This is a genomic window from Bradyrhizobium sp. sBnM-33 (assembly GCF_032917945.1).
GTDB lineage: Bacteria > Pseudomonadota > Alphaproteobacteria > Rhizobiales > Xanthobacteraceae > Bradyrhizobium.
The window spans coordinates 4,979,386-5,003,476 of sequence record NZ_CP136624.1 but is presented as its reverse complement, the minus strand read 5'-3'; the positions used below and the strand labels follow the sequence as shown (position 1 = coordinate 5,003,476).

The 24,091-nt window shown below is 63.5% G+C and carries 24 protein-coding genes; 9 read left to right on the top strand and 15 right to left on the bottom strand.

Annotated features, from left to right (window positions below; all coding sequences use genetic code 11):
- Window positions 1–38 precede the first annotated feature (38 nt).
- The 3 genes from RX328_RS23295 to RX328_RS23285 all read left to right on the top strand — a co-directional run bounded on the left by RX328_RS23295 (window position 39) and on the right by RX328_RS23285 (window position 3,058).
- Window positions 39–356: an ArsR/SmtB family transcription factor gene (locus tag RX328_RS23295; protein ID WP_065754777.1), complete on the top strand. Its 318-nt coding sequence runs from the start codon at window positions 39–41 to the stop codon at window positions 354–356.
- A 53-nt stretch (window positions 357–409) separates the two neighbouring features.
- Entirely contained in the window at window positions 410–1,774 is a 1,365-nt protein-coding gene (locus tag RX328_RS23290) for an FAD-dependent oxidoreductase (protein WP_213251982.1), read from the top strand.
- A 120-nt stretch (window positions 1,775–1,894) separates the two neighbouring features.
- Window positions 1,895–3,058 carry an MFS transporter gene (locus RX328_RS23285; RefSeq protein ID WP_213251983.1) on the top strand — a complete coding sequence of 388 codons (1,164 nt, stop codon included), beginning with the start codon at window positions 1,895–1,897 and terminating at the stop codon, window positions 3,056–3,058.
- A 2-nt stretch (window positions 3,059–3,060) separates the two neighbouring features.
- On the opposite strand, the gene RX328_RS23280 is transcribed toward RX328_RS23285, so the two are convergent.
- Window positions 3,061–3,939: a DMT family transporter gene (locus tag RX328_RS23280; RefSeq protein WP_213251984.1), complete on the bottom strand. Its 879-nt coding sequence runs from the start codon at window positions 3,937–3,939 to the stop codon at window positions 3,061–3,063.
- A gap of 263 nt (window positions 3,940–4,202) precedes the next feature.
- On the opposite strand from RX328_RS23280, the gene RX328_RS23275 reads away from it, so the two are divergent.
- Window positions 4,203–4,934 carry a sulfite exporter TauE/SafE family protein gene (locus RX328_RS23275; RefSeq protein WP_213251985.1) on the top strand — a complete coding sequence of 244 codons (732 nt, stop codon included), beginning with the start codon at window positions 4,203–4,205 and terminating at the stop codon, window positions 4,932–4,934.
- A gap of 164 nt (window positions 4,935–5,098) precedes the next feature.
- Window positions 5,099–5,353, top strand: coding sequence for a hypothetical protein (locus RX328_RS23270; RefSeq protein ID WP_213251986.1), 255 nt, complete (start codon window positions 5,099–5,101; stop codon window positions 5,351–5,353).
- Window positions 5,354–5,401: 48 nt separating this feature from the next.
- Here the strand turns inward: RX328_RS23270 and RX328_RS23265 are convergent, their stop codons facing one another.
- Window positions 5,402–6,631 carry an MFS transporter gene (locus tag RX328_RS23265; protein WP_213251987.1) on the bottom strand — a complete coding sequence of 410 codons (1,230 nt, stop codon included), beginning with the start codon at window positions 6,629–6,631 and terminating at the stop codon, window positions 5,402–5,404.
- A gap of 10 nt (window positions 6,632–6,641) precedes the next feature.
- The gene (locus RX328_RS23260; protein ID WP_213251988.1) at window positions 6,642–7,196 is read right to left on the bottom strand and encodes a hypothetical protein; all 555 of its coding nucleotides are present in this window, start codon (window positions 7,194–7,196) and stop codon (window positions 6,642–6,644) included.
- Window positions 7,197–7,577: 381 nt separating this feature from the next.
- On the opposite strand from RX328_RS23260, the gene RX328_RS23255 reads away from it, so the two are divergent.
- Both RX328_RS23255 and chrA read left to right on the top strand, forming a co-directional pair.
- On the top strand, window positions 7,578–8,396 hold the full coding sequence (locus tag RX328_RS23255) for a chromate resistance protein ChrB domain-containing protein (RefSeq protein WP_213251989.1): 819 nt from the start codon (window positions 7,578–7,580) through the stop codon (window positions 8,394–8,396).
- Window positions 8,396–9,799, top strand: coding sequence for a chromate efflux transporter (gene chrA / locus RX328_RS23250; RefSeq protein WP_409410807.1), 1,404 nt, complete (start codon window positions 8,396–8,398; stop codon window positions 9,797–9,799). The genes RX328_RS23255 and chrA overlap by 1 nt, the downstream gene beginning before the upstream one ends.
- 100 nt (window positions 9,800–9,899) lie before the next feature.
- On the opposite strand, the gene RX328_RS23245 is transcribed toward chrA, so the two are convergent.
- The 12 genes from RX328_RS23245 to rpoZ form a co-directional block, all read right to left on the bottom strand.
- Entirely contained in the window at window positions 9,900–10,847 is a 948-nt protein-coding gene (locus RX328_RS23245; protein ID WP_213251990.1) for a cation diffusion facilitator family transporter, read from the bottom strand.
- A gap of 198 nt (window positions 10,848–11,045) precedes the next feature.
- Complete coding sequence (gene parC, locus RX328_RS23240) at window positions 11,046–13,301, bottom strand: DNA topoisomerase IV subunit A (protein ID WP_213251991.1); 2,256 nt, start codon at window positions 13,299–13,301, stop codon at window positions 11,046–11,048.
- A gap of 67 nt (window positions 13,302–13,368) precedes the next feature.
- The gene (locus RX328_RS23235; RefSeq protein WP_213251992.1) at window positions 13,369–13,518 is read right to left on the bottom strand and encodes a hypothetical protein; all 150 of its coding nucleotides are present in this window, start codon (window positions 13,516–13,518) and stop codon (window positions 13,369–13,371) included.
- Between the two features lie 81 nt (window positions 13,519–13,599).
- The gene (gene recO, locus RX328_RS23230) at window positions 13,600–14,349 is read right to left on the bottom strand and encodes a DNA repair protein RecO (protein ID WP_213251993.1); all 750 of its coding nucleotides are present in this window, start codon (window positions 14,347–14,349) and stop codon (window positions 13,600–13,602) included.
- Window positions 14,350–14,556: 207 nt separating this feature from the next.
- Entirely contained in the window at window positions 14,557–14,937 is a 381-nt protein-coding gene (locus RX328_RS23225; RefSeq protein WP_213251994.1) for a hypothetical protein, read from the bottom strand.
- 149 nt (window positions 14,938–15,086) lie between these two features.
- A complete protein-coding gene (gene era, locus RX328_RS23220) occupies window positions 15,087–16,013 on the bottom strand; it encodes a GTPase Era (RefSeq protein WP_213251995.1) in 927 nt (308 codons plus the stop codon).
- Window positions 16,003–16,815, bottom strand: coding sequence for a ribonuclease III (gene rnc, locus RX328_RS23215; protein WP_213251996.1), 813 nt, complete (start codon window positions 16,813–16,815; stop codon window positions 16,003–16,005). Before rnc ends, era begins: the two co-directional genes overlap by 11 nt.
- Entirely contained in the window at window positions 16,812–17,570 is a 759-nt protein-coding gene (gene lepB, locus RX328_RS23210; RefSeq protein ID WP_171582013.1) for a signal peptidase I, read from the bottom strand. Before lepB ends, rnc begins: the two co-directional genes overlap by 4 nt.
- A gap of 282 nt (window positions 17,571–17,852) precedes the next feature.
- Window positions 17,853–18,272 (bottom strand): holo-ACP synthase, encoded by a 420-nt coding sequence (gene acpS / locus RX328_RS23205; protein WP_213251997.1) that lies wholly within the window; start codon window positions 18,270–18,272, stop codon window positions 17,853–17,855.
- Window positions 18,269–19,033, bottom strand: a complete 765-nt coding sequence (locus RX328_RS23200; RefSeq protein ID WP_213251998.1) for a pyridoxine 5'-phosphate synthase — start codon at window positions 19,031–19,033, stop codon at window positions 18,269–18,271. Before RX328_RS23200 ends, acpS begins: the two co-directional genes overlap by 4 nt.
- Window positions 19,034–19,223: 190 nt before the next feature.
- Window positions 19,224–21,515, bottom strand: coding sequence for a RelA/SpoT family protein (locus RX328_RS23195; protein ID WP_213251999.1), 2,292 nt, complete (start codon window positions 21,513–21,515; stop codon window positions 19,224–19,226).
- Window positions 21,516–21,807: 292 nt separating this feature from the next.
- Window positions 21,808–22,200: a DNA-directed RNA polymerase subunit omega gene (gene rpoZ, locus RX328_RS23190; RefSeq protein ID WP_024512695.1), complete on the bottom strand. Its 393-nt coding sequence runs from the start codon at window positions 22,198–22,200 to the stop codon at window positions 21,808–21,810.
- Between the two features lie 354 nt (window positions 22,201–22,554).
- On the opposite strand from rpoZ, the gene RX328_RS23185 reads away from it, so the two are divergent.
- Both RX328_RS23185 and RX328_RS23180 read left to right on the top strand, forming a co-directional pair.
- Window positions 22,555–23,184: an NYN domain-containing protein gene (locus RX328_RS23185; protein WP_028345653.1), complete on the top strand. Its 630-nt coding sequence runs from the start codon at window positions 22,555–22,557 to the stop codon at window positions 23,182–23,184.
- A 145-nt stretch (window positions 23,185–23,329) separates the two neighbouring features.
- Complete coding sequence (locus tag RX328_RS23180) at window positions 23,330–23,983, top strand: uracil-DNA glycosylase (protein ID WP_213252000.1); 654 nt, start codon at window positions 23,330–23,332, stop codon at window positions 23,981–23,983.
- Window positions 23,984–24,091: the final 108 nt, after the last annotated feature.

The window sequence follows — 24,091 nt, the reverse complement described above, 5'->3', positions numbered from 1 at the left end:
CGTTGACGGGTTGGCGATCTGCATGCCATGATGCCCGCATGAAACTCGATGACGCCGCCGCCCATCTCGAAGCGCTGGGTAATCCGACCCGGCTCAAGATCTATCGTGCCCTGATCCGCGCCGGCGGCGCTGGGCTTGCCGTCGGTCGCCTGCAGGAGAAATTGAAAATCGCGCCCTCGACCCTCTCCCACCATATCAAGGCCCTGGTGGTGGTCGGTCTGGTGACGCAGGTGCGCGATGCCACCACGCTGATCTGCCACGCCAACTATGAAGTGATGCGGGAGCTGGTAGGTTTTCTGGTTGCCGAATGCTGCACAGAAAGCGCCGAAACCAAGGATGCCAAGACCGCGGCTTAGCTGCCGCTCTTTTGAGCGCTATTTCGGTATTTCTAGTTTTATGGGAGAACGCCATGAGCGAAGCCAAGAAGGTAGCCATCATCGGAGCCGGGCCGGTCGGCCTTGCCGCTGCCGCCCATATGCTGGAGCGCGGGCTGCAGCCGATCGTGCTGGAAGCCGGCGACAAGGTCGGCCACGCCATGCAGCAATGGGGCCACGTCCAACTGTTCTCGCCCTGGGAATACAATGTCGACAAGGCGGCGGCGCGGCTGCTGGCGCAGGCGGGCTGGAATTCTCCCGAACCGGATCAGTATCCGACCGGCATGGAGATGGTGGAGCACTATCTCGAGCCGCTTGCAGCCAACACGGCGCTCAAGCCTCATATCCAGACGTCGAGCCGCGTCACCGCGATCAGCCGGGCCGGCTTCGACAAGATGAAGACCAAGGGCCGCGAAAAGGCGCCGTTCGAAATTCGCTATCAGAACGGACAAGGTCCGAAAGTCGTCAAGGCCGATGCGATCATCGACGCCTCCGGAACCTGGCATTCGCCGAACCCGGCAGGCGCCAATGGCCTTTCCGCTATCGGCGAGTCTGATATCTCCGACCGCATCGCCTACGGGATGCCGGATGTCTTGGGTAAGGAACGCGCGCGCTATGCCGGCAAGACCGTCGCGGTGCTGGGCGCGGGACATTCGGCGATCGGCACGCTGATCGATCTGGCAAAACTTGCCGAACAGGCGCCGGGCACCCGGCCGATCTGGCTGCTGCGCGGCAGCGATCCGGCCAAGGCTTTCGGCGGCGGTGCGAACGACAAGCTGGTAGCTCGCGGTGAATTGGGCGCGGCATTTGCCGGGTTGGTGACGGCAGGCCGTATCAAAGTCGAAAGCGAATTTCGTGTTTCGCATCTGATCGCCGACGGTCCAGACCTCGTCGTCGGCGCCCTGTCCGGCTGCGGCGCCCGGCAGGCCGTGGTCGATGAACTGATCGTCGCGACGGGTTTCCGCCCCGACCTCGATTTCGTGCGCGAGTTACGCATCCGGCTCGATCCTGCGATCGAATGTCCGGTCGCGCTGGCGCCGCTGATCGATCCGAACGAGCATAGCTGCGGCACGGTGCGGCCGCACGGCGCTCGCGAATTGGCGCAGGACGAGCCAGGCTTCTATTTCGCCGGCATGAAAGCTTACGGCCGCGCGCCGACCTTCCTGATGCTCACCGGGTATGAACAGGTGCGCTCGATAGCGGCCGACATCGCCGGCGACCGAGCTGCCGCAGAGCGGGTCGAACTGGTGCTGCCCGAGACCGGCGTCTGCAGCCGCTCGCTCGCGCCAGATGCCGGCAATTGCTGTGGCGGCCCTGCATTATCGGATGTTGACGCATGTTGCGTCGCGGACGAAAAAGCAAAGCAGCAAGGCAAGACGGGATGCGGTTGCGCGTCCTGATCAACAGGGAGTGAGCGGAATCTCGCAAGGCCGATCCGTCATCGTTGCGATGTGCGTGGGGCAGCTCGGCAGCCTGCTCGGGCCGTTTGCGCTGCTGTGGTCAAGAAGAGAAACGGTCCAGTGAGTCAGCTTCCGATCATCCTCGCTCTCGGCACGACACAGACCCTGGCCTGGGCTTCGAGCTACTATCTGCCGGCGATTCTCGCTGACCCAATCGCGCGCGATCTCGGAATATCCTCGACCTGGATATTTGCCGCGTTTTCCGCCTCGCTGGTGATTTCGGCCCTGATAGGCCCGCGTGTCGGACGGCAGATTGACCTGGTCGGTGGCCGGTCCGTGCTGTCGCTATCCAATCTGGTGCTGGCTGCCGGGCTGGCGCTGCTCGGCTTCACGTCATCCATCTCCATGCTCGTCATCGCCTGGCTGCTGCTCGGCGTCGGCATGGGCGCGGGCCTTTACGATGCCGCCTTCGCCGCGCTCGGCCGCATCTATGGCGACGCGGCGCGACGCTCGATCACCGGCATCACGCTGCTCGCCGGATTTGCTTCGACCGTGGGATGGCCGCTGTCCGCGTGGGGGCTGGAAACCATCGGATGGCGCAACACCTGCTTTGCCTGGGCAGCGGCACATATCTTGATCGGCCTGCCGCTCAATCTCTTGATGCTGCCGGCCGTGAAAGGGGCGAAGGCAGTCGTGGCTTCGGCCGTCAAGCCGCATATTCCGATCGACCGCACGATGATCGTGCTCGCCTTCGCGTTCGCCGCGGCCTGGACTGTCACCGGCGCGATGGCGGCGCATCTGCCGCGCATCATGGAAGAAGCGGGCGCGACCACCGCGCAGGCCGTGTTTGCCGGCGCGCTGATCGGCCCGGCGCAGGTGGCCGGGCGGATCTTCGAGGCGGGCTTTCTCAGCCGCTATCATCCGCTGGTCTCGACCAGACTTGCCTGCATCACGCATCCGATCGGCGCGGCCATCCTCGGCTTGGCCGGCGGCGGCACGGCCAGCGTGTTCGCGCTGTTCCACGGCTCCGGTAATGGCATCCTGACGATTGCGCGCGGCACGCTGCCGCTCGCGATTTTCGGCCCGGAGAATTACGGCTATCGCCTCGGCATCATCGGCGCCCCGGCACGGATGGCGCAGGCCGCAGCCCCACTGCTGTTCGGGCTGCTGATCGAGGCCATGGGCGCGCGGGTTCTGATCGTGTCGTCGGCGCTCAGCATCTCCGCGCTGCTGGCGCTGTTCCTGCTGCGCAAGGGACCGCCGAAGCCGCTAGTTGATACGTGAGCCTATGGCTTCGCGGTCTCCGATGTCGCGATCCATATGCCCGCAAACACGGCGATCAGCCCGACCACGAGGTTGAGCGTGATCGGCTCACCGACGAGCTGAGTGGCGAGCAGGCCGGCAGCAACCGGATTGATGGTCATGGTGTTGGCCACGCGCGTCGGCGACGCCCGCTCTAGCGCCAGCACCCACAGGATGAACGCGAGCGCCCCGCCCGCGACGCCGAGATAGAGCCCGGCGATCCATTGCGGTGTTCCGAACTGGCCGAGCGATGCGACACTGCCGGTCAACGATCCGACCAGGATCAGGGCCGCCGCGCCGGTGCCCATGCCCACGGTCAGGAAACCGAGCGCGCTGGATCGCTGGATGAACGGCCGGGACCAGACATTGTAGAATGCCATGCACAGAACGGCGCCGGTCATGATCAGTTCACCGCGCCACGCGCCCGCCGGCGCGGCCGACAATCCCGTTGCGAGCGCGGCAGCGACACCCAAGACTGCGATGCAGACCCCGATCGACTTTCGTTTCGTCAGCGGCTCGATGCCGAGCAACGCGCCGACCACCATGGTGTGCAGCGGCAGCGTCGCCAGCGCGAGCGAGGCCCGCGCCGCCGTCGTGAACGTCATGGCAATATTGTAGAGAACGAAAAACACGCCGAAGAAGCAAAAGCCGAGTGCCGCGACGGCGGGCCAGTCCGCACGCTTCGGCCACCGCGCCTTCATTAGCAGCGCCGCCGGCAGCACGCAGCAGAAGCCGATCCCCCATCGCAGAATCGCGAGCGTGATCGGATCGGTATTACCGGCGAGATAGCGCGTGATCGCCGCGGCGCTGCCGCCGAGGCTGCTCGAGACCAGCGCGATTGCTACCCCGATCCATTCACCCAACGCCGCCCCCTATGGCCGCCTCTATCGCGCGGATCATATGGTGCGGGAAATCGCGCACGCGAGTCTCGACGGCGCTCGGATGATCTTTCTGTTTTGTGCTGCGCGATACAACGCAAATGGCAGCAACTGTCAGCAGCCTATGTCGATCTCTAGTCTTGCGCGCGATACCATGACGGGCCTAGCCTGCAACCGGGGAAGTCGCAGCCTCCCCGTTAAATGGCGATCCCATTCAAGCGCTGCTCGCTTTTGTATGGAGCGGGCACATGGATGGAACGACGCTCGAACTGCCGCTGTTTTTTCTCGCGACCTTCGTCGGCGCGCTGGTCGCAGGTCTCTCCGGCTTCGCCTTCGGTCTCGTCGTCTCCGCGATCTGGCTCTACATCCTCACTCCGCTGCAAACGGCGACGCTGATCATCGCTTTCGGGCTGCTCGTGCAGGGCTATTCGGTGTGGAAGCTGCGCGGCGCGCTCGACTGGCGAAGGCTCTGGCCGTTCGTGGCGGGTGCTGCACTCGGCGTTCCCGTCGGCGTCGGCGTCCTGACCTGGGCGAACCCTGCCCATGTGCGCGCGGGCGTTGGCGCCTTCCTGGTCCTCTACAGCCTCTACGCGCTGCTGCGACCGGCTGTCCCTGCGGTGGAAGCAGGCGGCGCTGTGGCCGACGCCGCCGTCGGTTTCCTCAACGGCGTACTCGGCGGCATCACCGGGCTTGCCGGAATTTTGGTGACGATCTGGTGCGGCCTGCGCGGCTGGCCCAAGGACGTGCAACGCACGGTGTTTCAGCCGGTAGCCGTTGCGATCTTCGCCATGAGCGCGGTGTGGATCGGCGCCAAAGGCGCGATCACGCAGGACACTATCAAGTTGTTCCTGATCGGATTGCCGGCGTTGTTTGCCGGCACCTGGGTCGGGCTCACGCTGTACGGCTGGCTGGATGAGGCTTCGTTCAGGAAGGTTGTGCTCGTGCTGTTGCTGGTCTCGGGAGCGGTGCTGATGACTTGATCCGCTAACTATCGGTTCAATCCATCCCTAAATTTCAATCAATTGCGTCGAACTGGCATAGCCTCCCGTCAAGAAGTTTTTGTCATGAGAAGCTGACCGGAGCCCCGGTTTCCGGTGGTTTCGAGGCTCCGGCAGGTTGGAGCCTCCAAGCTCTGAGATTGGCTATGAAGGAAGCGAACCGCTTACGCGAACTGGAAGCCGAGTGCCGTCAACGCGCGCTGAGCGAACCCGACAAGAAATGGTATTGGCTGGCCCAAGCCGCCAAATACCAGGTGCAGGCAAGCCAGCAACTCGCGTTTAACTCGGAAGGGGGCAACACGCCCGACACGCCGGAGATCAAGCTGGCGCAATGGTCGCATGTGCGCGACGAGCGGCGCGTGATGGACCCCCTCCCCGACGGACGGCGATCGCTCTGGTAGTCCCGCGAACCGCGTGACGAGCCGGTCTCCGCAGGGTGCGAGAACGCGCTACCGCCCCTGCTCCTCCGGCGGCTTGATATGGCGGAACGAGAACAGCAAGGCGAGGTCGTAGGCGATCTTGAGCGTGCCGCAAACCACCAGCGGCAGCCCCGTAAACGACGTCATCAAGAGCGCGCCCGCGATCGCCGGGCTGACGGCAGATGCGAGGCTGCGCGGCACGGCGGTGACGCTTGCAGCGGCCGGCCGCTCGGCCGGCGTCACCACGGCCATGACATAGGAGGTGCGGGTCGGCACGTCCATTTGCGACAGCGCCGAGCGCAACAGCAGGAAGCCGAGCGCCACATAAAGATTCGGCGAAAACGCCGCCAGGATCAGGAAGATGCTGGAGGGAATGTGGGTGAACACCATGGTGTTGACAAGGCCGATGCGCTTGGCGATCCAGGCGGCGACCGGATAGGAAAAGGCGCTGAGCGTGCTCGACCAGAAGAAAAACAATCCGGCCGCAGACAATGACAGATCGAAACGCTCGAACAGCCACAGCACCAGCAAGGATTGCGCGACGAAGCCGCCGGCAAAGGAATCGATGCTGAACAGCGCCGCGAGCTTGTAGACGGTGCCTCTCGACGGCCCGAGCGGCGTCTGCGGCGCTCTCTCCTCGCCGCGCTGATGCGGCACGTGGCGATAGAGCACCGCGCAGACGATGCCGAGTGCGGCATAGGCATAGAACATCAGGCGGAATGCGGCGAGTTGCGTGCTGCCGCCCGCCACGAGCAAATCCGGCAGCGATGCCGCAAGCGACCCCGCCGCGGTACAGAGCGCGCCGATCAGGCTGTAGCGCGCGAACACCTGGGTGCGGCGCTCATCGGTTGCGCTATGGGCCAGCACCGCGTGCTCGAGCGGCACCAGCACGCCGAGATCGCCGCCGGAGGCATTGATGGTGCCGATGAACGCGACGAGCGCGATCAGAACAAAATGCTCGACCGCGGGAAAGGCGATGCCGGTCGCCGCCATCAGGCAGGCGCCCGATATCAGCAACGGCCGCAGGTCATGGCGCGGCGCGATCCAGCCGGTGATCAGCGTCAGCAGCGCCGTTCCCAACAGCGACGCCGTCGCGACGATGCCGACGGCAATAGCATCGTATCCCAGCGCGGTCATATAGGCTGGCAGGATGATGACGGCAAAACCGTCGCCGAAGCCGCGCAGGCCACGCGCGACATAGAGTAGCCGGATCAGCGCGTTTCCGATCGAAGCCTTCGGCTCGGTCGCAATGCTCGTCATTCCGGCGTCCTCACGGCAAAGCGGTGATCGTCACCTGATCGAAGCGCGTCACACTGTCGGCTTTGGTCCACAGTGCAACACCACCGGGATCTCTAAACGTATCGTCCTTCGCCTCGAACAGCGTCGCTCCGTCATAGCTCACGATGAACCGCTCGCCTTCGGCCCGCAGCGTGAGGGTGTGCCATTCATTCGATGTCACGCGAATGTTTGAGGTGCCTAGCTGCTGCCGACGGCCGGCCACGACCCGGTAGAAGCGGACATTGTGCTCGAGCGCGTTGGCGCGGGCGACGTAGTAATTCTCGGGGTCAGTAAGCCGCACGACAATGCCGCCGGCCTGGTCGATCCTGCCCGCAACGGCTTTAAAGCGGATCTGCATGATGAGATTCTTAGCCGAGAAGCTCTCATGTATAGCGAGCGGAAAGCGGTAGTCAGTGCGGTCGGCGCTCTGCTGCTCGATAGCGCGGCCTGTTTTGGCGGTCGGATCGGCAACGACATTCCATTTACCCTCGGCCCCCTGGCCGGTTCGCGCAAACGAGAATCCAGCCGGAGGGGAACCTATAGTCATGCGGTCGATGGCAATCGTGACGGCGTCTCCTGCCGTGAAGGCAGGCAGTCCAGTGCATACCAAGGCTACCGCAGAGAGCCCGACGCGCAGTACTGATCTGATGGGACAAAAAATTATCGGCCCTGACCTATCCATGTGCGCTTCTCCCGACACTTCGGGTCTGCGCAGAGCTTGGACGATGGGACCGTCTGACGGGGAGCCTGCTTGTCCCCGGTGAGGGTAGATTAGGCCCGATTGCGTACGGGCGCAAGCACGAGCCGCGAGACCCCGTTGACAGCCGGAGCGGCGCGCGCTTAATTCCGCACATGGGGATGTTGCGATCTCCCCACGAGGCGACATGCCCAAGTATCGCGTCCCGTTTCTTTTGACGAGGGCGCAGCCATGTCATCCTACACCACGATATCATCAGACAAGCTTTCAAAATTGATCGGCACGGCGAACACGCCTGCCCTGATCGACGTTCGTACCGACGAGGATTTCGCCGCCGATCAGCGGCTGATTCCCGGCGCCGTCAGGCGCAACCACGAGGAAGCCGCCGATTGGGGCGAGGAGTTTTCCGGCCGCCCGGCCATCGTCGTCTGCCTGCGCGGCCAGAAGCTGGCGCAGGGCACCGCTGCCTGGCTGCGGCATCTGCACGTCGAAGCTGAAGCGCTGGAAGGGGGCTTCGAAGGCTGGAAGGCTGCCAAACTGCCGCTGGTGCCGGCGGCAAAGCTCCCCGCGCGCGATGCGCAGGGCCGCACCGTCTGGGTCACCCGCGCGCGGCCGAAGATCGACCGCATCGCCTGCCCGTGGCTGATCCGCCGGTTCGTCGATCCGAACGCGGTGTTTCTGTTCGTGACGCCGGCTGAAGTGCTAGGGGTCAGCGAGCGCTTCAATGCCGCGCCATTCGATGTCGAGAACGTGTTCTGGAGCCACCGCGGCGAACTCTGCACGTTTGACGTCATGATCGAGGAATTCGGTCTCGCGATGCCGCCCCTGCTGCGGCTGGCGGCGATGGTGCGTGGCGCCGACACCGGGCGGCTCGATTTGTCGCCGGAAGCGCCGGGCCTGCTCGCGGCCTCGCTCGGCCTGTCGCGGATGTTCGATGACGATCTCGAGCAATTGGAGGCCGGCATGACGCTGTACGACGCGTTCTACCGATGGTGCCGGGACGCGACTGACGAGACCCACAATTGGCCGACCAACAAGGCGAAATCGTAATGGGCGCGACGATGAACAAAGTGGCCGAAGCCGATGCCGTCAGGGAAATTGGTCACGGCATCAGCTTCGGTGAAGCCTTTCGCGTCTGGCTGCGGGTCGCCGTGCTCAGTTTCGGCGGCCCAGCCGGGCAGATCGCGGTGATGCACCGCATCCTGGTCGAGGAGAAGAACTGGATCTCCGAGAGCCGGTTTCTGCATGCGCTGAACTACTGCATGCTATTGCCGGGACCAGAGGCGCAGCAGCTCGCAACCTACATCGGCTGGCTGTTGCACCGGACCGCCGGAGGCATCATGGCCGGTGGCCTGTTCATCCTGCCCGGCATCATCGCCATCATGGGGTTGAGCTATATCTACGCAGCCTACGGCAACGTCGGCTTCGTCGAGGCGGTGTTCTTCGGGCTGAAGGCTGCGGTGCTCGCGATCGTGGTCCATGCGGTCGTCCGGGTCGGCAAGCGCGCGCTGCGCAACCGCGTGATGATCGCGCTCGCTGCGATCGCGTTTGTCGCGATTTTCTTTTTCGATGTCCCGTTCCCGATCATCATTATCGCGGCCGGCGTGATCGGCTATTTCGGCGCGCGCAGCGGCCGGCCGGAATTCGCCGCGATCGAACACGGTGGCGGCGGCAACAAGGCGGCAGCGGTCGACAGCCTGCTCGGCGAGGAATTGCCCGACCATGTCCGCCCCAGCGTGGGAAGCGCGCTGCGCGTAAGCTCGGTGTGGCTGTTGCTATGGGCGGCGCCGGTCGCAGCGCTGCTGATCGGGCTTGGCCAGGCCAACGTGTTCAGCCAGATTGCGCTGTTCTTCTCCAAGATGGCGATGGTGACGTTCGGTGGCGCCTATGCGGTGCTGGCCTATGTCGCGCAGCAGGCGGTCGAGCATTACCACTGGCTGCAGCCGCGCGAGATGCTCGACGGCCTCGGCATGGCCGAGACCACGCCGGGCCCGCTCATCATGGTGCTGCAGTTCGTCGGCTTCATGGCGGCCTACCGCGATCCCGGCACGCTGTCGCCGATGATTGCAGCGACGCTCGGCGGATTGCTGGCGACCTGCGTGACCTTCATTCCCTGCTTTCTCTGGATCTTCCTCGGCGCGCCCTACATCGAGACGCTGCGTGGCAACAAAGGGCTTGCGGGCGCGCTCTCCGCGATCACCGCCGCCGTGGTCGGCGTGATTCTGAACCTCTCGATCTGGTTCGGATTGCACACGCTGTTCCGGCAAACCACGCCGGTCCGCTCGCTCGGGCTGTCGTTCGACATGCCGGTGTGGGGAAGCCTGGATGTCGCGGCTTTCGTGCTAGCGGCCGCCGCGGCGACGGCGATCTTCCGGCTTAACGTCGGCATGCTCTGGGTGCTGGCCGGATCGTGCGTGGCGGGCGTGGCGCTAAGGTTTGCGGGGGTGGCATAGCGCGGCCATCGTCGTAGGATGGGTGGCGCGCAAGCGATACCCATCAATCGCATGTTGAGCTGATGATGGGTATCGCTCCGCTCCACCCATCCTACACGCGCTACACTCGTTCCGCCGGCGCCAGCTTGCAGACGGCGGCATCGACCTCGATCTGCAGCGTGCTGTGATGGATGTTGAAACGGTGCGACAGCTCCTCGCACACTTGATGCAGGAAGGCATCGTCGCTGCCGCCGGGGCGCACCAGATGCGCGGTCAACGCGGTTTCGTTGGTGCTCATGGCCCAGACGTGGAGGTCGTGTACCTCGACGACGCCTTCCAGCCCGCCGAGATAATCTTTCACATCGGAGAGCTCGATGCCGCGTGGCACGCCGTCAAGCGCGAGGTTGACGCTGTCGCGCGCCAGACCCCAGCCGCTCCAGAACACCACGGCCGCAATGACAAGGCTGATCGCGGGATCGAGCCACAGCCATCCCGTCAGCATGATGATGAGCGCCGCAATCACCACCCCGAGCGAGACGCCGGCGTCCGCGGCCATATGCAGGTAAGCACCGCGAATGTTGAGGTCGCCATGGCGGCCGCGCATGAATAAGAGCGCGGTGCCGCCGTTGATGACGACGCCAAGCGCAGCGACCAGGATGACGGTCATGCCCGCGACCGGCGCTGGGGCATAAAGCCGGTTGACCGCCTCAACGACGATGCCGCCGACCGCAACCAGCAGCAGGCCGGCATTGAACAGCGCCGCCAGAATCGAGGCGCGGCGATATCCGTAAGTGTGCCGCTGCGTCGGCTGCTTCTGCGCGAGCCACGCGGCACCCCATGCCAGCAGCAGCGCGATGACGTCGGAGAGATTGTGGACGGCGTCAGAGATCAGCGCCAGCGAGTTGGCGGCGTAGCCGAAAATCAGCTCGGCGATGACGAAGGCGGTGTTGAGCGTGGCGCCGATGGCGAATGCCCAGCCAAAACTATCCGGCGCATGGCTGTGGCCAGCGTGACCATGAGAATGATCATGCGCGTGGGAGTGATTGTGGTGATGATGATCGTGCGCCATTCCGCCTCGTTCGGTTCGACGGCGACTTATATAGCGCGTGGAATTGGGAATACTATTACGGGCAGAATCGTAGGATGGGCAAAGCGACTTGTCCGCCGTAGCTCGACGAGCGAAGGCGGAAGCGCGCCCACCATTCTCAATGAACATGCCGATAGATGGAGGGCACGGCGCTGGTGCGCCTTTGCCCACTTACCTTCTCTACTCCACTCCGCGCAAAAACTTGTTCGACTTCGGCAGGCCGTGTGCGAGGCGGCCAGCGTCGGCGCGGTTGCCGCGCCAGTCGGCCAGTTCCTTGGCGCTCATGCTCTGCTCGCGGCCGGCGGAATCCTTCCAGGTCAGGCCGGCCTTGAACTCGAACACGGCAACGTCTGAGAGCTTGGCGCTGGAATATTTCTGCAAGCGCACGCCGCGGCCACGCGCCATCTCGGGCACCTGTTCCAGCGGGAACAGCACCATCTTGTGGTTGGTGCCGATCGCTGCGACCGTGTCGCCCTGCACGGTCGCAATCGCGCAGGCCTCGTTTGGCATGGTGACGTTGAGCACCTGCTTGCCCTTGCGGGTGTTGCTGACGCAATCCTCTTCCTTGACGACAAAGCCCTGCCCCTCACTGCTCGCGATCAGGAACTTTCGCTCGCCCTTGTTGACGAACAGCGAGACGATCGCGGCGTCCTGCTCCAGATCGATGAACATGCGAATGGGCTCGCCATGGCCGCGCCCGCCGGGAAGCTTCGCCACGTCGAGCGAATAGAATTTGCCGTTGGTGGCGAACAGCAACAGTTTTGAGGTGGTTTCCGCAAAGAAGGCGTGGTCGAGCTTGTCGTCGGTCTTGAAGGCGAGCCCCGAAATATCCTCGACATGACCCTTCAGCGTGCGCACCCAGCCCTTCTCAGAGATCACCACTGTGACCGGCTCGCGCTCGACAAAGGCTTCCTCGATCGCGGCGAGATCATGCTCGGGCGCGTCGGCGAATTGCGTGCGGCGCTTGCCGAGCGGCGTCTTCGGCCCGAAGATGTCGCGAACCTTGCGGACCTGCTCGCCGACCTTGGACCATTGCTCGGCTTCGGAGCCGAGCAATGACTTGATGCCCTTCAATTCGTTGCGGAGGTTCTTGTCCTCGGTGCGGATTTCAAATTCCTCGAGCTTGCGCAAGGAGCGCAGCCGCATATTGAGGATAGCGTCGGCCTGGACTTCCGTCAGCTTGAACGCCTTGATCAGCGCCGGCTTCGGCTCATCCTCGGTGCGGATGATCTTGATCACCTTGTCGATGTTCAGATAGGCGATCAGGTAACCGCCGAGAATTTCGAGACGGTTCTCGATCTGGGTCTTACGGTAGTTGGAGCGGCGCACCAGCACGTCGCGCAGATGGTCGAGCCATTCGCGCAAGCACTCGGCGAGCCCCACCACCTTGGGGATCTTGCCCTTGATCAGCACATTGAGGTTCAGCGAAATCTTGCTCTCGAGCTCGGTGAGCCGGAACAGCGATTCCATCATTAGCGCCGGATCGACCGCGCGGGATTTCGGCTCGATCACAAGACGAACGTCTTCCGCCGACTCGTCCCTGACGTCGCCGACCAGCGGCAGCTTCTTCTCGTTGAGCAGCTCGGCGATCTTCTCGACCAGCCGGGATTTCTGCACCAGCCACGGGATCTCGGTGATCACCACGACCCAGGTGCCGCGCGCGCCCTCTTCCTGAATCCATTTGGCGCGGGTGCGGAACGAGCCGCGCCCGGTCACGTAGGCTTCGGCAATGCTTTCCTTGGAATCGACGATGATCCCGCCGGTCGGGAAGTCCGGGCCCTTGACCCATTTCATCAGCGACTTCGACTTCGCCTCAGGCTTGTCGATCAGGTGCAGCGCCGCGTCGCAGAGCTCGGCGACGTTGTGCGGCGGGATCGAGGTCGCCATGCCGACGGCAATGCCCTGCGCGCCGTTGGCGAGCAGGTTCGGGAAGCCGCCGGGCAGTACCACCGGTTCCTTGCTCTGGCCATCGTAATTGGCGCGGAACTCGACGCCGTCCTCGTCGATGCCGTCGAGCAGCAGCCGCGCGACCTCGGTCATGCGCGCTTCGGTGTAGCGGTAGGCGGCCGGGTTATCGCCGTCGATATTGCCGAAATTACCCTGGCCGTCGACCAGCGGGTAGCGTGAGGCGAAATCCTGGGCGAGACGCACCATGGCGTCGTAGATCGCCTGGTCGCCATGCGGATGGAACGAGCCCATCACGTCGCCGACGATTTTTGCCGATTTCTTGAACGGGGTGCCGGGGTCGAGCCTGAGCAGGCGCATGCCGTAGAGGATGCGCCGGTGCACCGGCTTCAGCCCGTCGCGGGCGTCCGGCAAGGCGCGGTGCATGATGGTCGAGAGCGCGTAGGCGAGATAGCGCTCTTCCAGCGCATCGCGCAGCATGACCTCGTGGATTTCGGCCGGTTCTTCAGGCGGTAGCTGTCGTTTTCCCATGTGGAGGCGTTAAACTTTTGCGGTGAATCGGGCAAGACGCGAACAGGGTAGTTCCACCAACAATTGCTCAGTGCCGGCCGAATATGGCCATCAGCAGGCCTATGCCGCCGAAAAAGGCAATCGGCAGCCAGAACATGATTCGACGGATCAGCGCCCCCTGACGCGCGATCTGCTGCATGCGATACTTCTTCTGCTCCCGCTTGACCGGATCCGTCATGAAGCCTCTAGGCAACGCCTGTGAGAAATGTGCGGCCGAGTCGCAACCACTGCCATTCGCAACTCTGGGGGCGCCTGGCGGTCACGGAAGCGCCGCTCTGGCGCGCCGCTTCGTCACCGCGTTGATAAACCCGTCCCTAGCATCGGAATGGCCCTGCCCGCGCGGCTCCAGCACGTGGCGGAGCAGGAACAGACCGGTCAGGCGAAAACCGTCCTGCAGGTCCTGGTCGGACCAGCCGTTCGCCCGGCCCTCGCCTTCGCGCAGGAAGGCCGGCAGCCGCAGCAGGCGATCCCGATAGGGCTCGCCGGCCTCCCGCGAGACGGCGCCGCCGGATTTCGGCGAGACGTAGATCAGGTCGGAGGTCGCGCCGGTCGCGGCGCAGTTTTCCAGATCGAGGCCGAAGCCGAGCTCGGCGAGCATCGCGAGCTCGAACCGGATCAGGTGCGCCGCCGCGCCGCCGGCCTCGTCAAAGTCGTTCAGCGTGCGGTCGAGCATTTCGTAGATGTCCTCATGCGGGTCGCGCTCCGGCAACAACCGCGCCAGCGCGGCCAGATGGGTAACGCCATAGACCGCATGCGAGGACGCCAGCAGCGTTGCTGCGCGCAACCGCGTGCCCTCGATGGCGTACGTGCCGAGATGTTCGTCGAGCCGCGCCCGCCATACGGCGGTGACGCTGTTACCGGGCTGCAGCAGCGGCCGCATGCGCGAGGAGGCACCGCCGCGCACCAGGCCGAGATGCCGGCCATGGCCGCGCGTCAGCAGTTCTGCGATGGCGGAGGATTCGCCATGCCGCCGTACGCCCAGCACAATGCCTTCGTCGGTCCATTCCATGGGCGGGAGTTTACAGGATTTGGGTGGGGAGCGCAGCTTTCGCCCGCGCGTTCCCCGGACGCGATGCAGCACCGCAAGCGCGTTTACGCGCGTCTTCGACGCGCTATGGTGCTGCTTCGCTGAGCCGGGGTCCACTCCCAGCCTCATGCGTCCCGGCTCTGCGGCGCACCGCGTCGCGGTGCACCGCGTCCAGGACACGCGAGAACATCACGCGTTGAACCAGCCCACCGCGTCGCCTGTGAACGAAAAATACAATCCGGCCGCGGTCAGGGCGCAGGAGATCACCTCGATGCCGCTATGGAACTGAATGCCCTTCTCGCCGATGATCTGCACCAGCGAAATCACCGACAGTACCAGGGCTCCCGCCAGCACCCAGCGCGGCCAGTTCTTGCGGTGCTCGGCGGCGAGCCGGACGAAATAGACCAACAGCAGGATCAAGCCGGCCGCCATTAGCGTTCCGGTGCTGATCATCTGCTCCGTCATTTTCGGGGTTGGCGTACGGTCCTGGAACGCTAGCGACACCGCATCCAGGGTCAGCGACAGATACAGCAAAACCTCAAACCGCAGCACGTTCCTTGGTACGGTCATCGGGCCTGCTCTTGGTATTTGTTGGGTCATGTTCTTGGCCCGTCATTGCCTGCGACAAACGCAAAGCATTTGTGTAAGGGAGCAAAGCGACGAAGCAATCCATCTTTCTTGCTGCGGCTGGATGCTTCGCCCCCAAAGACATTCCTCGATCATTCCTTGGGAAATTCCAGCCCCATTTCCCTGTAGCGGTCGGGGTCGTCGCCCCAGTTCTCGCGCACCTTGACGAACAGGAACAGGTGCACCGGCACGCCCAAAATCTCCGCGATCTCCTTCCGCGACTCCGCGCCGATCGACTTGATGGTGGCGCCGCCCTTGCCGAGCACGATCTTGCGCTGGCTCTCGCGCTCGACAAAGATCGTCTGTTCGATCCGGACCGACTTGTCCTTGCGCTCGGTCCAGGTGTCGGTCTCAACGGTCGATTGATACGGCAGTTCCTGGTGGAGTTGGCGGTAAATCTTTTCCCGGGTGATTTCCGCCGCCAGGTGCCGCAGCGGCGCATCCGACATCTGGTCCTCGGGATAATGAAACGGCCCCGGCGGCACGCTCTTCGCCAGCGTCTTGCGCAGATCGGCGACACCGTCGCCCGACAGTGCCGAGATCATGAAGGTATGCTCAAATTTCATCCGCTCGTTGGCGGCCTGTGCCAGCGCCAGCAGTTTTTCGCGCGGGATCAGGTCGATCTTGTTCAGCACCAGGATTTTCGGGTGGGCAACCGTCGCGAGCTTTTTCAGGATCGCGTCGGCCTCCTCATCGATTCCGGCCTTGGCGTCGAGCAACACGCAAACGAGGTCGGCATCGTGGGCCCCGCTCCAGGCGGTCGACACCATGGCCCGGTCCAGTCGCCGCTTCGGCAGGAAGATGCCGGGCGTGTCGACCAGGATGATCTGCGCATTGTCCTCGATCACGATACCGCGGATCAGCGCGCGGGTCGTCTGCACCTTGCGCGAGACGATGGTGACCTTGGAGCCGACCAGCGCATTGACAAGGGTGGACTTGCCGACGTTGGGGGCGCCGATCAGCGCGACGAAACCGCAGCGGGTCTCGCCAGACGCGCCGGGTGCGGGTTCAACTGTCATTGCTGCCGACGCCTTCGCGTTCGATCATCACGGAGGCTGCGACCTTCTCGGCTGCGCGCTTGGAGCCGCCGACGCCTTCGGCGGGCGCCAGTCCCGGCAAGTCGACAGCGACGCGGAACTGCGGGTCGTGGTGCGGCCCGGTGCGCTCGATCTCGCGATAGACCGGCGTCGGCAAGCCCTTGCTCTGGGCCCATTCCTGCAGCACCGTCTTGGGATCGCGCAGCGGCCGGCGCGGTTTGCGCATCCGCTCCAGCCAGTTGCGCTCGACGAATTGCGACGCCGCCGCATAGCCGCCGTCGAGATAGATCGCCCCAATCACCGCCTCGCAGATATCGCCGAGAACGGATTTGCGCAGGCGCGCGCCCGCCCCTGCGCCCACCGCGCCGAGCTTGATGTCGTCGAGCAAGCCCAGCGACTTGGCGACATCGGCACAGCTTTCTTTGCGCACGAGGTCAGCGAGACGTTTGGACAATTCGCCTTCGTCCGCCCTCGGATAGGCGCGATACAACATGTCGGAGATAATCAGCCCGAGCACGTGGTCGCCGAGGAATTCCAGCCGCTGATAACTGTCGGCGCGATGGCGTGTCGCGGGCTTCAGGGCCGAGACATGGGTAAAGGCTGTCGTCAGCAGCGCCGGATCGGAAAATTTGTAGCCGATGCGCCCCTCGATCGCGGCAGCCGCAGCCTTTGCACCGGCCTTGCCGCGCTTCTTCTTCGGCGCAGCTACGCTCGGCGCATCTGCCTGCTGGCCCGGCTCGCCCGAGGCCGATGTGTCGGGAATGGTCGCTGTCTCGTCGTTCATCGCACGATTGTGAATAGGCGATTCCAGCGCACCGCAGTCGGCCAGCGCCAAAACATCCAGGCGTGTTCGCCCTCGGCAATGGAGAAGAAGATCATCTGCGCCCGGCCGACGATGTTCTCGAACGGCACGTAGCCCACCGCCGACAGCACGCGGCTATCGGTGGAGTTGTCGCGGTTGTCGCCCATCATGAAGAAGTGGCCGGGGGGCACGGTGTAGACGTTGGTGTTGTCGTAGAAACCGTTGTCGACGCAATCGAGCGATTCATAGCTGACGCCGTTCGGCAGCGTTTCCTTCCACCGCTTGACGCGCGCGGTGGCGTCGGAGCCGCAGGGGTCCTCGCCTATGAAGTCGGAAAGCCGTTCGCGCTTGACCGGCTTGTCGTTGATGTAGAGCAGCCCTTCCCGCATCTGGATGCGGTCGCCCGGCAAGCCGATCACGCGCTTGATGTAATCGGTGGAGTCGTCCTTCGGCAGGCGGAACACGACGATATCGCCGCGGTTCGGCTCTGAGCCGAAGATACGGCCCGAGAACAGTGGCGGCGACAGTGGAATGGAATAGTGGCTGTAGCCGTAGGAATATTTCGAGACGAACAGGTAATCGCCGACCAAAAGCGTCGCCTTCATCGATCCCGAGGGGATGTTGAAAGGCTGGAACAGGAAGGTGCGGATCACGAGCGCGATCAGGAGAGCATGGATGACGACGCGGATGGTTTCACCCAAGCCGCTTTCAGATTTTGTGCCGGATGTCACGCTCATCGCTTTCCCAATTCCCGCGAGCCCGAGCCCGCACGGTGGCAGAACGTTTTCCGCACGCGAATCGCCCGATGCGTTCGCGTCAGGAAAATGGTCTAGATAACTGATATTGAGAGCCAATTCTGGCGCTAACCGGAATCGGCCCTGGCTCGAACTCGTCGCTGCCGCGTTTTAGACGGTTGTTCGTGGACGCGCAATCAAGCGCCTTGTCAAAACTTCATAATCCATTGATAAATCAATGATTTTTAGTTTTGGCCGCTTCCCCGGCGCAAACGCGTGCGCGGCTCATGATTTGCCGGGTGCGACCGCCGAAATTATGACGAAGGCCTGCGCCAGCGGCCAGTCGTCGGTGATCGACAGATCGATTCGCGCCTCGAAGCCCTCCGGCGTCAGCGCTTCGAGCCGGGCCAGCGCGCCGCCGGTGAGTTTCATGGTCGGCCGTCCCCCCGGCATGTTCACCACCCCCATGTCCCGCCACCAGACGCCACGCCGGATGCCGGTGCCGAGCGCCTTGGAACAGGCCTCCTTGGCCGCGAATCGCTTGGCATAGGTCGCGACCACCATTTTGTCGCTGTTGGCGCGGCGCGCCGCCTTGGCGCGCTCGGTGTCGGTGAAGATGCGGTCGAGGAAGCGGTCGCCATGGCGCTCGATCACCTTGGCGACCCTTGTGATGTCGACCAGGTCGGAGCCGATGCCGATGATCATGGCCGACCCGCGATTTTCTGGCGGCCGCGGTCCATTGCGGAGCGCATCTGCCGCACCGTCTCGCCAAGGCCGACGAACAAGGCCTCCCCCATCATGAAATAGCCGATGTTGAGTTCGGCGACCTCGGGCAGCGCTGAAATCGTCTCCGCGGTCTGGTAGTCGAGGCCGTGGCCGGCATGGACCTCCAGCCCCGCGGCGCGCGCCAATGCGGCACCCTCAACGATTCGCCACCATTCCGCCTCGGCCTTGTCAGCGTGGCCATCGACCACGGCGTCGCACCAGCCGCCGGTGTGGATCTCGATCACCGGCGCGCGCAATTTGGCCGCCATCTCGATCTGCGGCGGATCGGCGGCGATAAACAGCGACACCCGGATGCCGGCATCGTTGAGCCGCGCGATGAACGGGGCCAACGCATTGTGCTGGCCGACGACGTCCAATCCGCCCTCCGTGGTGAGTTCCTCGCGGCGCTCCGGCACCAGGCACACGGCGTGGGGTTTTGTCGCTAGCGAGATCCGCAGCATGTCTTCCGTTGCCGCCATCTCGAAATTCAGCGGTTTTGATATTTCGGCCTTCAGCCGAGCCATGTCGCTGTCGCGGATGTGGCGGCGGTCCTCACGCAAATGCGCGGTAATACCGTCGGCGCCAGCCTCGATCGCCAACAGCGCCGCGCGCACCGGATCCGGCCGCTCGCCGCCCCGCGCGTTGCGCAAGGTGGCGACGTGATCGACATTGACGCCGAGGCGGAGCGGAGGAACGGGCATGTTGGGACTCGCGGGGATTCTCTGGTGGACGATCCCTCATCCTGAGGCGCGGCGTCTTCGCCGCGTCTCGAAGGATGCGGGCCCTTCTGTGGCCTCATGGTTCGAGACGGCGGCGCAGTCAAGTATACGCAGACTGCGTAAACTTGTCTGCGTGCGCCTCCTCACCATGAGGGCAACGGCGTGTGAAAGGCTACCCATTGACGCGCTCGACCTTGGCGACGACGGCCTTGGCACGCAATTGAGCGATAATTGCACTGAGATGCTTGAGATCATAGACCTCGAGGTCGATGGTCAGCTCGGTGAAATCGGGCGAGCGGCGCGACATGCTGATATTGTCGATATTGCCGTCGTGCTCGGCGATCACGGTGGCGACCTGGGCGAGGCTGCCGGGCTCGTTGACGTTGTGCACCAGGATCCGCGCCGGGAAACGCTGCGGCATGGTCTCGTCGATATCCCAGCGCACGTCGAGCCAGCGCTCGGGCTCCTCCTCGAAATCCTTCAGCGCCGGCGACTGGATCGGATAGATCGTGATCCCCTCGCCCGGCGTTACGATGCCGACGATGCGGTCGCCCGGAACCGCGCCGCCGTTCGGCGCAAATTTCACCGGCAAATCGGAATTGATCCCGCGCACCGGGATCACCGAGGCGCTCCGCGCCGGATGCGGCGGCGACTTCAGCTTCAATTTCACCGCGAGGCTCTTCTTGGCCCCGTATTTCACCAACCGCTCTTCCTTGTAGTCCGGGTACATCGCGCGGGCGACATCGGAGGCCTTCAGTTCACCACGTCCGACAGAGGCCATCACGTCCTCGATCGAGGCGCGCGCCAGGCGCGGCAACGCACCCTTCAGCTTGTCGTCGGCATATTCGATCTTGGCGCGGGCAAACAGGCGATCGACGATGCGGCGGCCAAGTCCCGCATATTGATCGCGCACCGCGGTACGCGTGGCGCGGCGGATCGCGGCGCGGGCCTTGCCGGTGACCGCAAGCGATTCCCAGGCCGAGGGCGGCGCCGACTGCGCTTGCGAGGTCAAAACCTCGACTTCGTCGCCGTTCTGCAATTCGGACGAAAGCGGCGCGAACTTGCCATTGATCTTGCAGCCGACTGCCGAGTTGCCGACATCGGTATGCACGGCATAGGCGAAGTCGATCACATTGGCTTGCCGCGGCAGGGCGATCAGTTTGCCCTTCGGGGTGAAGCAGAACACCTGGTCGTGAAACAATTCGAGCTTGGTGTGCTCCAGAAACTCTTCCGGATTGGCACTGTCGGAGAGAATGCCGATAGTATGGCGCAGCCAGGCAAAGGCGTTCGACTCGTGCTTGAGCCGCTCGGTCGGCGAGCCCATGCCTTCCTTGTAGAAGGCATGCGCGGCGATGCCGAACTCGGCAACCTGGTTCATTTCCTCGGTACGGATCTGCAGCTCGACGCGCTGGTTGCCGGGGCCGATCACGGTGGTGTGGAGCGAACGGTAGTCGTTCTGCTTTGGCGTCGAAATGTAGTCCTTGAAGCGTCCGGGCACCACCGGCCAGGTGGTGTGCACCACGCCCAGCGCGCGGTAGCAGGCCTCGAGGTCGCTCAGGATAATACGGAAGCCGTAGATGTCGGACAGTTGCTCGAAGCCGACCGACTTGCGCTCCATTTTGGTCCAGATCGAGAACGGCTGCTTGCGGCGGCCATAGACGCGCGCAGTGATCCCGTTTTTCTGCAGGTTCTTGGAGAGCTGGCTCTCAATCTCGCCGATTAGATTGCGGTTGCGGTCGGCAAGCGCGTCGAGCCGCTGCTTCACCACCACATAGGCTTCGGGATCGAGCACGTGGAAGGATAGATCTTCCAGTTCCTCGCGCATCTCATGCATACCCATGCGGCCAGCGAGCGGCGCATAGATGTCCAGCGTCTCCTCGGCAATGCGGCGGCGCGAGGCGTGCGGCACGAATTCCAGCGTGCGCATGTTGTGCAGGCGATCGGCGAACTTGATCAGGAGCACGCGAACGTCGTCGGCGATCGCGAGCAAGAGCTTGCGCAGATTCTCGGCCTGCTTGGCTTCGCGCGAGACCAGCTCCAGCCGCTTCAGCTTGGTGAGCCCTTCGACCAGCGCGCCGATCTCATGGCCGAAGATATTGTCGATCTCGGCGCGCGTCGCCTCGGTGTCCTCGATGGTGTCGTGCAGCAGAGCGGCGACAATGGTGGCGTCATCGAGCTTGAGGTTTGTCAGGATCGCCGCGACCTCGAGCGGATGCGAGAAATACGGATCGCCGGACGCGCGCGTCTGCGTGCCATGCGCCTTCATGGCATAGACATAGGCGCGATTGAGCAGGTCTTCGTTGGTATCCGGATTGTACGAGCGGACGCGCTCGACCAAGTCGTATTGCCGCATCATGCGCGAGCGCGGCGATTTCGGCTTCTCCGCCACAGGCGACCCCGGCGCAACCGCGACCTGGCCGGTCGCGGCCTGCATTTGCCGGGAGCTGCGGCGCCAATACGCCATCACATCACTACCTTCTTCCACCAGACCCGGACGGGTCCCGCCGTTATGTATCTAATGCGTTTTCGAACGGCGATGCACGCCGCGCGGGCCGCGATACGGTTCAATTTCGCTTGGGCCTGCGGCCATCCAACGCCCAACCCGCTGGCCTATCGGCCCGGCGAGTCAGCCGTTTTCGGCCGCGCCGGCCAAGGACGCATTGTAACCGCAAAAATGTCAACAAAAGCAAAGGCCCGGACTGACGTCCGGGCCTTTGGCAGATCGGGGATTTCGGGACGGACCGGAAGGTTCCGGCCTACTCGTCCTCTTCAGGCTGCTCTTCCGGCGGTGCCAGGCCTTCCAGCCCCTTGAGGAGCTCTTCCTCGGTCATGCGCTCGACCGCGACCTCGGTATCGTCGGCATCCACGCTGGCGCCGGCCGAGCCGATCAAAGGCACGGTATCGGGCTCAGGCTCGTCGACCTCGACGAATTTCTGCAGGGAATGAACCAGTTCCTCGCGGAGGTCTTCCGGGGAAATAGTGGAATCGGCGATTTCCCGCAGCGAAACGACCGGGTTCTTATCGTTATCGCGATCAACCGTCAGTTGCGAACCGGACGAAATCATACGGGCGCGATGCGCCGCCAGCAGGACCAGGTCGAACCGGTTGTCGACCTTGTCAATGCAATCTTCCACGGTGACGCGCGCCATAGACTGTCGCTCCGTTAAATGGGGCCAAATATGTCGGTTATGGGCGCTAGTTATAGTGGTAGGGGGCGTTTCGCAAGACCAAATTTGTGATTTGCCTTCCCAATGGGCTCTGATACGCCAAACCCCGGGGCCAGAAGGCCGGAGCGTCCAAGCGCGGCGGGGTTGCCGTGCGGCACAAGCAAATCTCTTGATTGCACTGTCAAAAGTATAGGTTTTTCGCCCTCGCCTCACCATAATTGCAGTGGTGACTGTCGTGGGGCACGATTCACCGAACTTTAGGCAACAGACCTAGAAAGTGCGCGCGGTCATTGGCCGCTGCGCTAGAAAAGCTAACAACAACGTGAGAACCATTTGATGTCACCAGCTTCCAACAAGATTGCGCTCTTCATCGATGGCGCCAACCTTTACGCAACGGCCAAGACGCTCGGCTTCGACATCGATTACAAGCGCCTTCTTAAGGAATTCCAGAGCCGAGGGACGCTGTTGCGTGCGTTCTACTACACGGCGATCATCGAAGATCAGGAATACTCCTCGATCCGTCCACTGATCGACTGGCTCGACTACAACGGCTACACCGTTGTCACCAAGGCAACGAAGGAATTCATCGACGCATCCGGCCGCCGCAAGGTGAAAGGCAACATGGATATCGAGCTTGCCGTCGATGCCATGGAGCTCGCCGAGCATGTTGATCAGATCGTATTGTTTTCGGGCGACGGCGATTTCCGCTCGCTGGTGGAAGCGGTGCAGCGTCGCGGCGTTCGCGTTACGGTCGTTTCGACCATTTCAAGCCAGCCGCCGATGATCGCCGACGAACTGCGCCGCCAGGCCGACGTCTTCACCGACCTTGTCGAGCTGCAATCAAAGCTGGGCCGCGATCCCTCCGAGCGTCCTGCCCCGCGCGAGCCGCGCCACCACTCGCCGCAATTCCTGCAGCGCGCGACCACCGTGGCGCCACGAGCCGGCGACGACGATTTCGACGATTGAGCATGAGCCAGTACACTGCTAGAGCCTCGGTTCTGATTGAAAACAGAACCGGGGCTTTTTGTTTTGGCACGCGCATCTGACGCGAACCGGTATCGATCCCGGACCAGATCCGTGACTGAAGTTCACTCGAAAACGCTTTGGATAGATGGCTAATCTCCCCGCCCCTGCTGCTGCCGAACCCGACCGCAATTGCCCGCTCTGCCCGAGGCTCGCCGAATTCCGCGCGCAGGCACGTGCCCGCGAGCCGGGTTGGCACAACGCGCCGGTTGCTTCGTTTGGCGATGCCTCCGCGCAACTGTTGATTGTCGGGCTGGCGCCGGGCCTGCAGGGAGCCAACCGGACCGGACGCCCGTTCACCGGCGACTACGCCGGCGATCTCCTGTACGCGACCTTGCTGGAATACGGCTTTGCGAAGGGCGTCTATCAGGCGCGACCGGACGACGGACTGAAGCTCGTCGACTGCCGGATCAGCAACGCGGTGCGTTGTGTGCCACCACAAAACAAGCCATTGCCGGTCGAGATCAACACCTGCCGGCAATTTCTCAGCGCGACCATTGGCACGATGCCCAGACTTCGCGCCATCGTCGCGCTCGGCCGGATCGCCCATGAATCGACATTGAAGGCACTCAGCCTGCGCAATGGCGCCGCCCCCTTTGCGCATGGCGCCGTGCATGAAGCCGGCGCCATCAAGCTCTACGACAGCTATCATTGCTCGCGCTACAACACCAATACCGGGGTGCTGACGCCGAAAATGTTTCGCGAGGTGTTTGCGAAGGTGCGGAAGGATTTGGGGGCATAGATACCATTCAACCCTTATGGTGAGGAGGCGCCAACGAGTCCGCGCGAAGCGCGGCCCGATGACAGGCTCCGCGCCGTCTCGAACCACGAGGCCCCGCCGGTGCCATTC

Bases quoted from the DNA above. Each gene is read 5' to 3' on its own strand.
- RX328_RS23235 (WP_213251992.1), bottom strand. From the start codon at position 13,518: ATGACGGATCCGGTCAAGCGGGAGCAGAAGAAGTATCGCATGCAGCAG.
- chrA (WP_409410807.1), top strand. From the start codon at position 8,396: ATGGGCGCGACGATGAACAAAGTGGCCGAAGCCGATGCCGTCAGGGAA.
- RX328_RS23265 (WP_213251987.1), bottom strand. From the start codon at position 6,631: ATGACGAGCATTGCGACCGAGCCGAAGGCTTCGATCGGAAACGCGCTG.
- rnc (WP_213251996.1), bottom strand. From the start codon at position 16,815: ATGAACGACGAGACAGCGACCATTCCCGACACATCGGCCTCGGGCGAG.
- rpoZ (WP_024512695.1), bottom strand. From the start codon at position 22,200: ATGGCGCGCGTCACCGTGGAAGATTGCATTGACAAGGTCGACAACCGG.
- acpS (WP_213251997.1), bottom strand. From the start codon at position 18,272: ATGATCATCGGCATCGGCTCCGACCTGGTCGACATCACAAGGGTCGCC.
- RX328_RS23270 (WP_213251986.1), top strand. From the start codon at position 5,099: ATGAAGGAAGCGAACCGCTTACGCGAACTGGAAGCCGAGTGCCGTCAA.
- era (WP_213251995.1), bottom strand. From the start codon at position 16,013: ATGACAGTTGAACCCGCACCCGGCGCGTCTGGCGAGACCCGCTGCGGT.
- RX328_RS23290 (WP_213251982.1), top strand. From the start codon at position 410: ATGAGCGAAGCCAAGAAGGTAGCCATCATCGGAGCCGGGCCGGTCGGC.
- RX328_RS23245 (WP_213251990.1), bottom strand. From the start codon at position 10,847: ATGGCGCACGATCATCATCACCACAATCACTCCCACGCGCATGATCAT.
- RX328_RS23255 (WP_213251989.1), top strand. From the start codon at position 7,578: ATGTCATCCTACACCACGATATCATCAGACAAGCTTTCAAAATTGATC.
- lepB (WP_171582013.1), bottom strand. From the start codon at position 17,570: ATGAGCGTGACATCCGGCACAAAATCTGAAAGCGGCTTGGGTGAAACC.
- RX328_RS23200 (WP_213251998.1), bottom strand. From the start codon at position 19,033: ATGCCCGTTCCTCCGCTCCGCCTCGGCGTCAATGTCGATCACGTCGCC.
- RX328_RS23195 (WP_213251999.1), bottom strand. From the start codon at position 21,515: ATGGCGTATTGGCGCCGCAGCTCCCGGCAAATGCAGGCCGCGACCGGC.
- RX328_RS23260 (WP_213251988.1), bottom strand. From the start codon at position 7,196: ATGACTATAGGTTCCCCTCCGGCTGGATTCTCGTTTGCGCGAACCGGC.
- RX328_RS23275 (WP_213251985.1), top strand. From the start codon at position 4,203: ATGGATGGAACGACGCTCGAACTGCCGCTGTTTTTTCTCGCGACCTTC.
- RX328_RS23180 (WP_213252000.1), top strand. From the start codon at position 23,330: ATGGCTAATCTCCCCGCCCCTGCTGCTGCCGAACCCGACCGCAATTGC.
- RX328_RS23225 (WP_213251994.1), bottom strand. From the start codon at position 14,937: ATGACCGTACCAAGGAACGTGCTGCGGTTTGAGGTTTTGCTGTATCTG.
- RX328_RS23185 (WP_028345653.1), top strand. From the start codon at position 22,555: ATGTCACCAGCTTCCAACAAGATTGCGCTCTTCATCGATGGCGCCAAC.
- recO (WP_213251993.1), bottom strand. From the start codon at position 14,349: ATGGAATGGACCGACGAAGGCATTGTGCTGGGCGTACGGCGGCATGGC.
- RX328_RS23295 (WP_065754777.1), top strand. From the start codon at position 39: ATGAAACTCGATGACGCCGCCGCCCATCTCGAAGCGCTGGGTAATCCG.
- parC (WP_213251991.1), bottom strand. From the start codon at position 13,301: ATGGGAAAACGACAGCTACCGCCTGAAGAACCGGCCGAAATCCACGAG.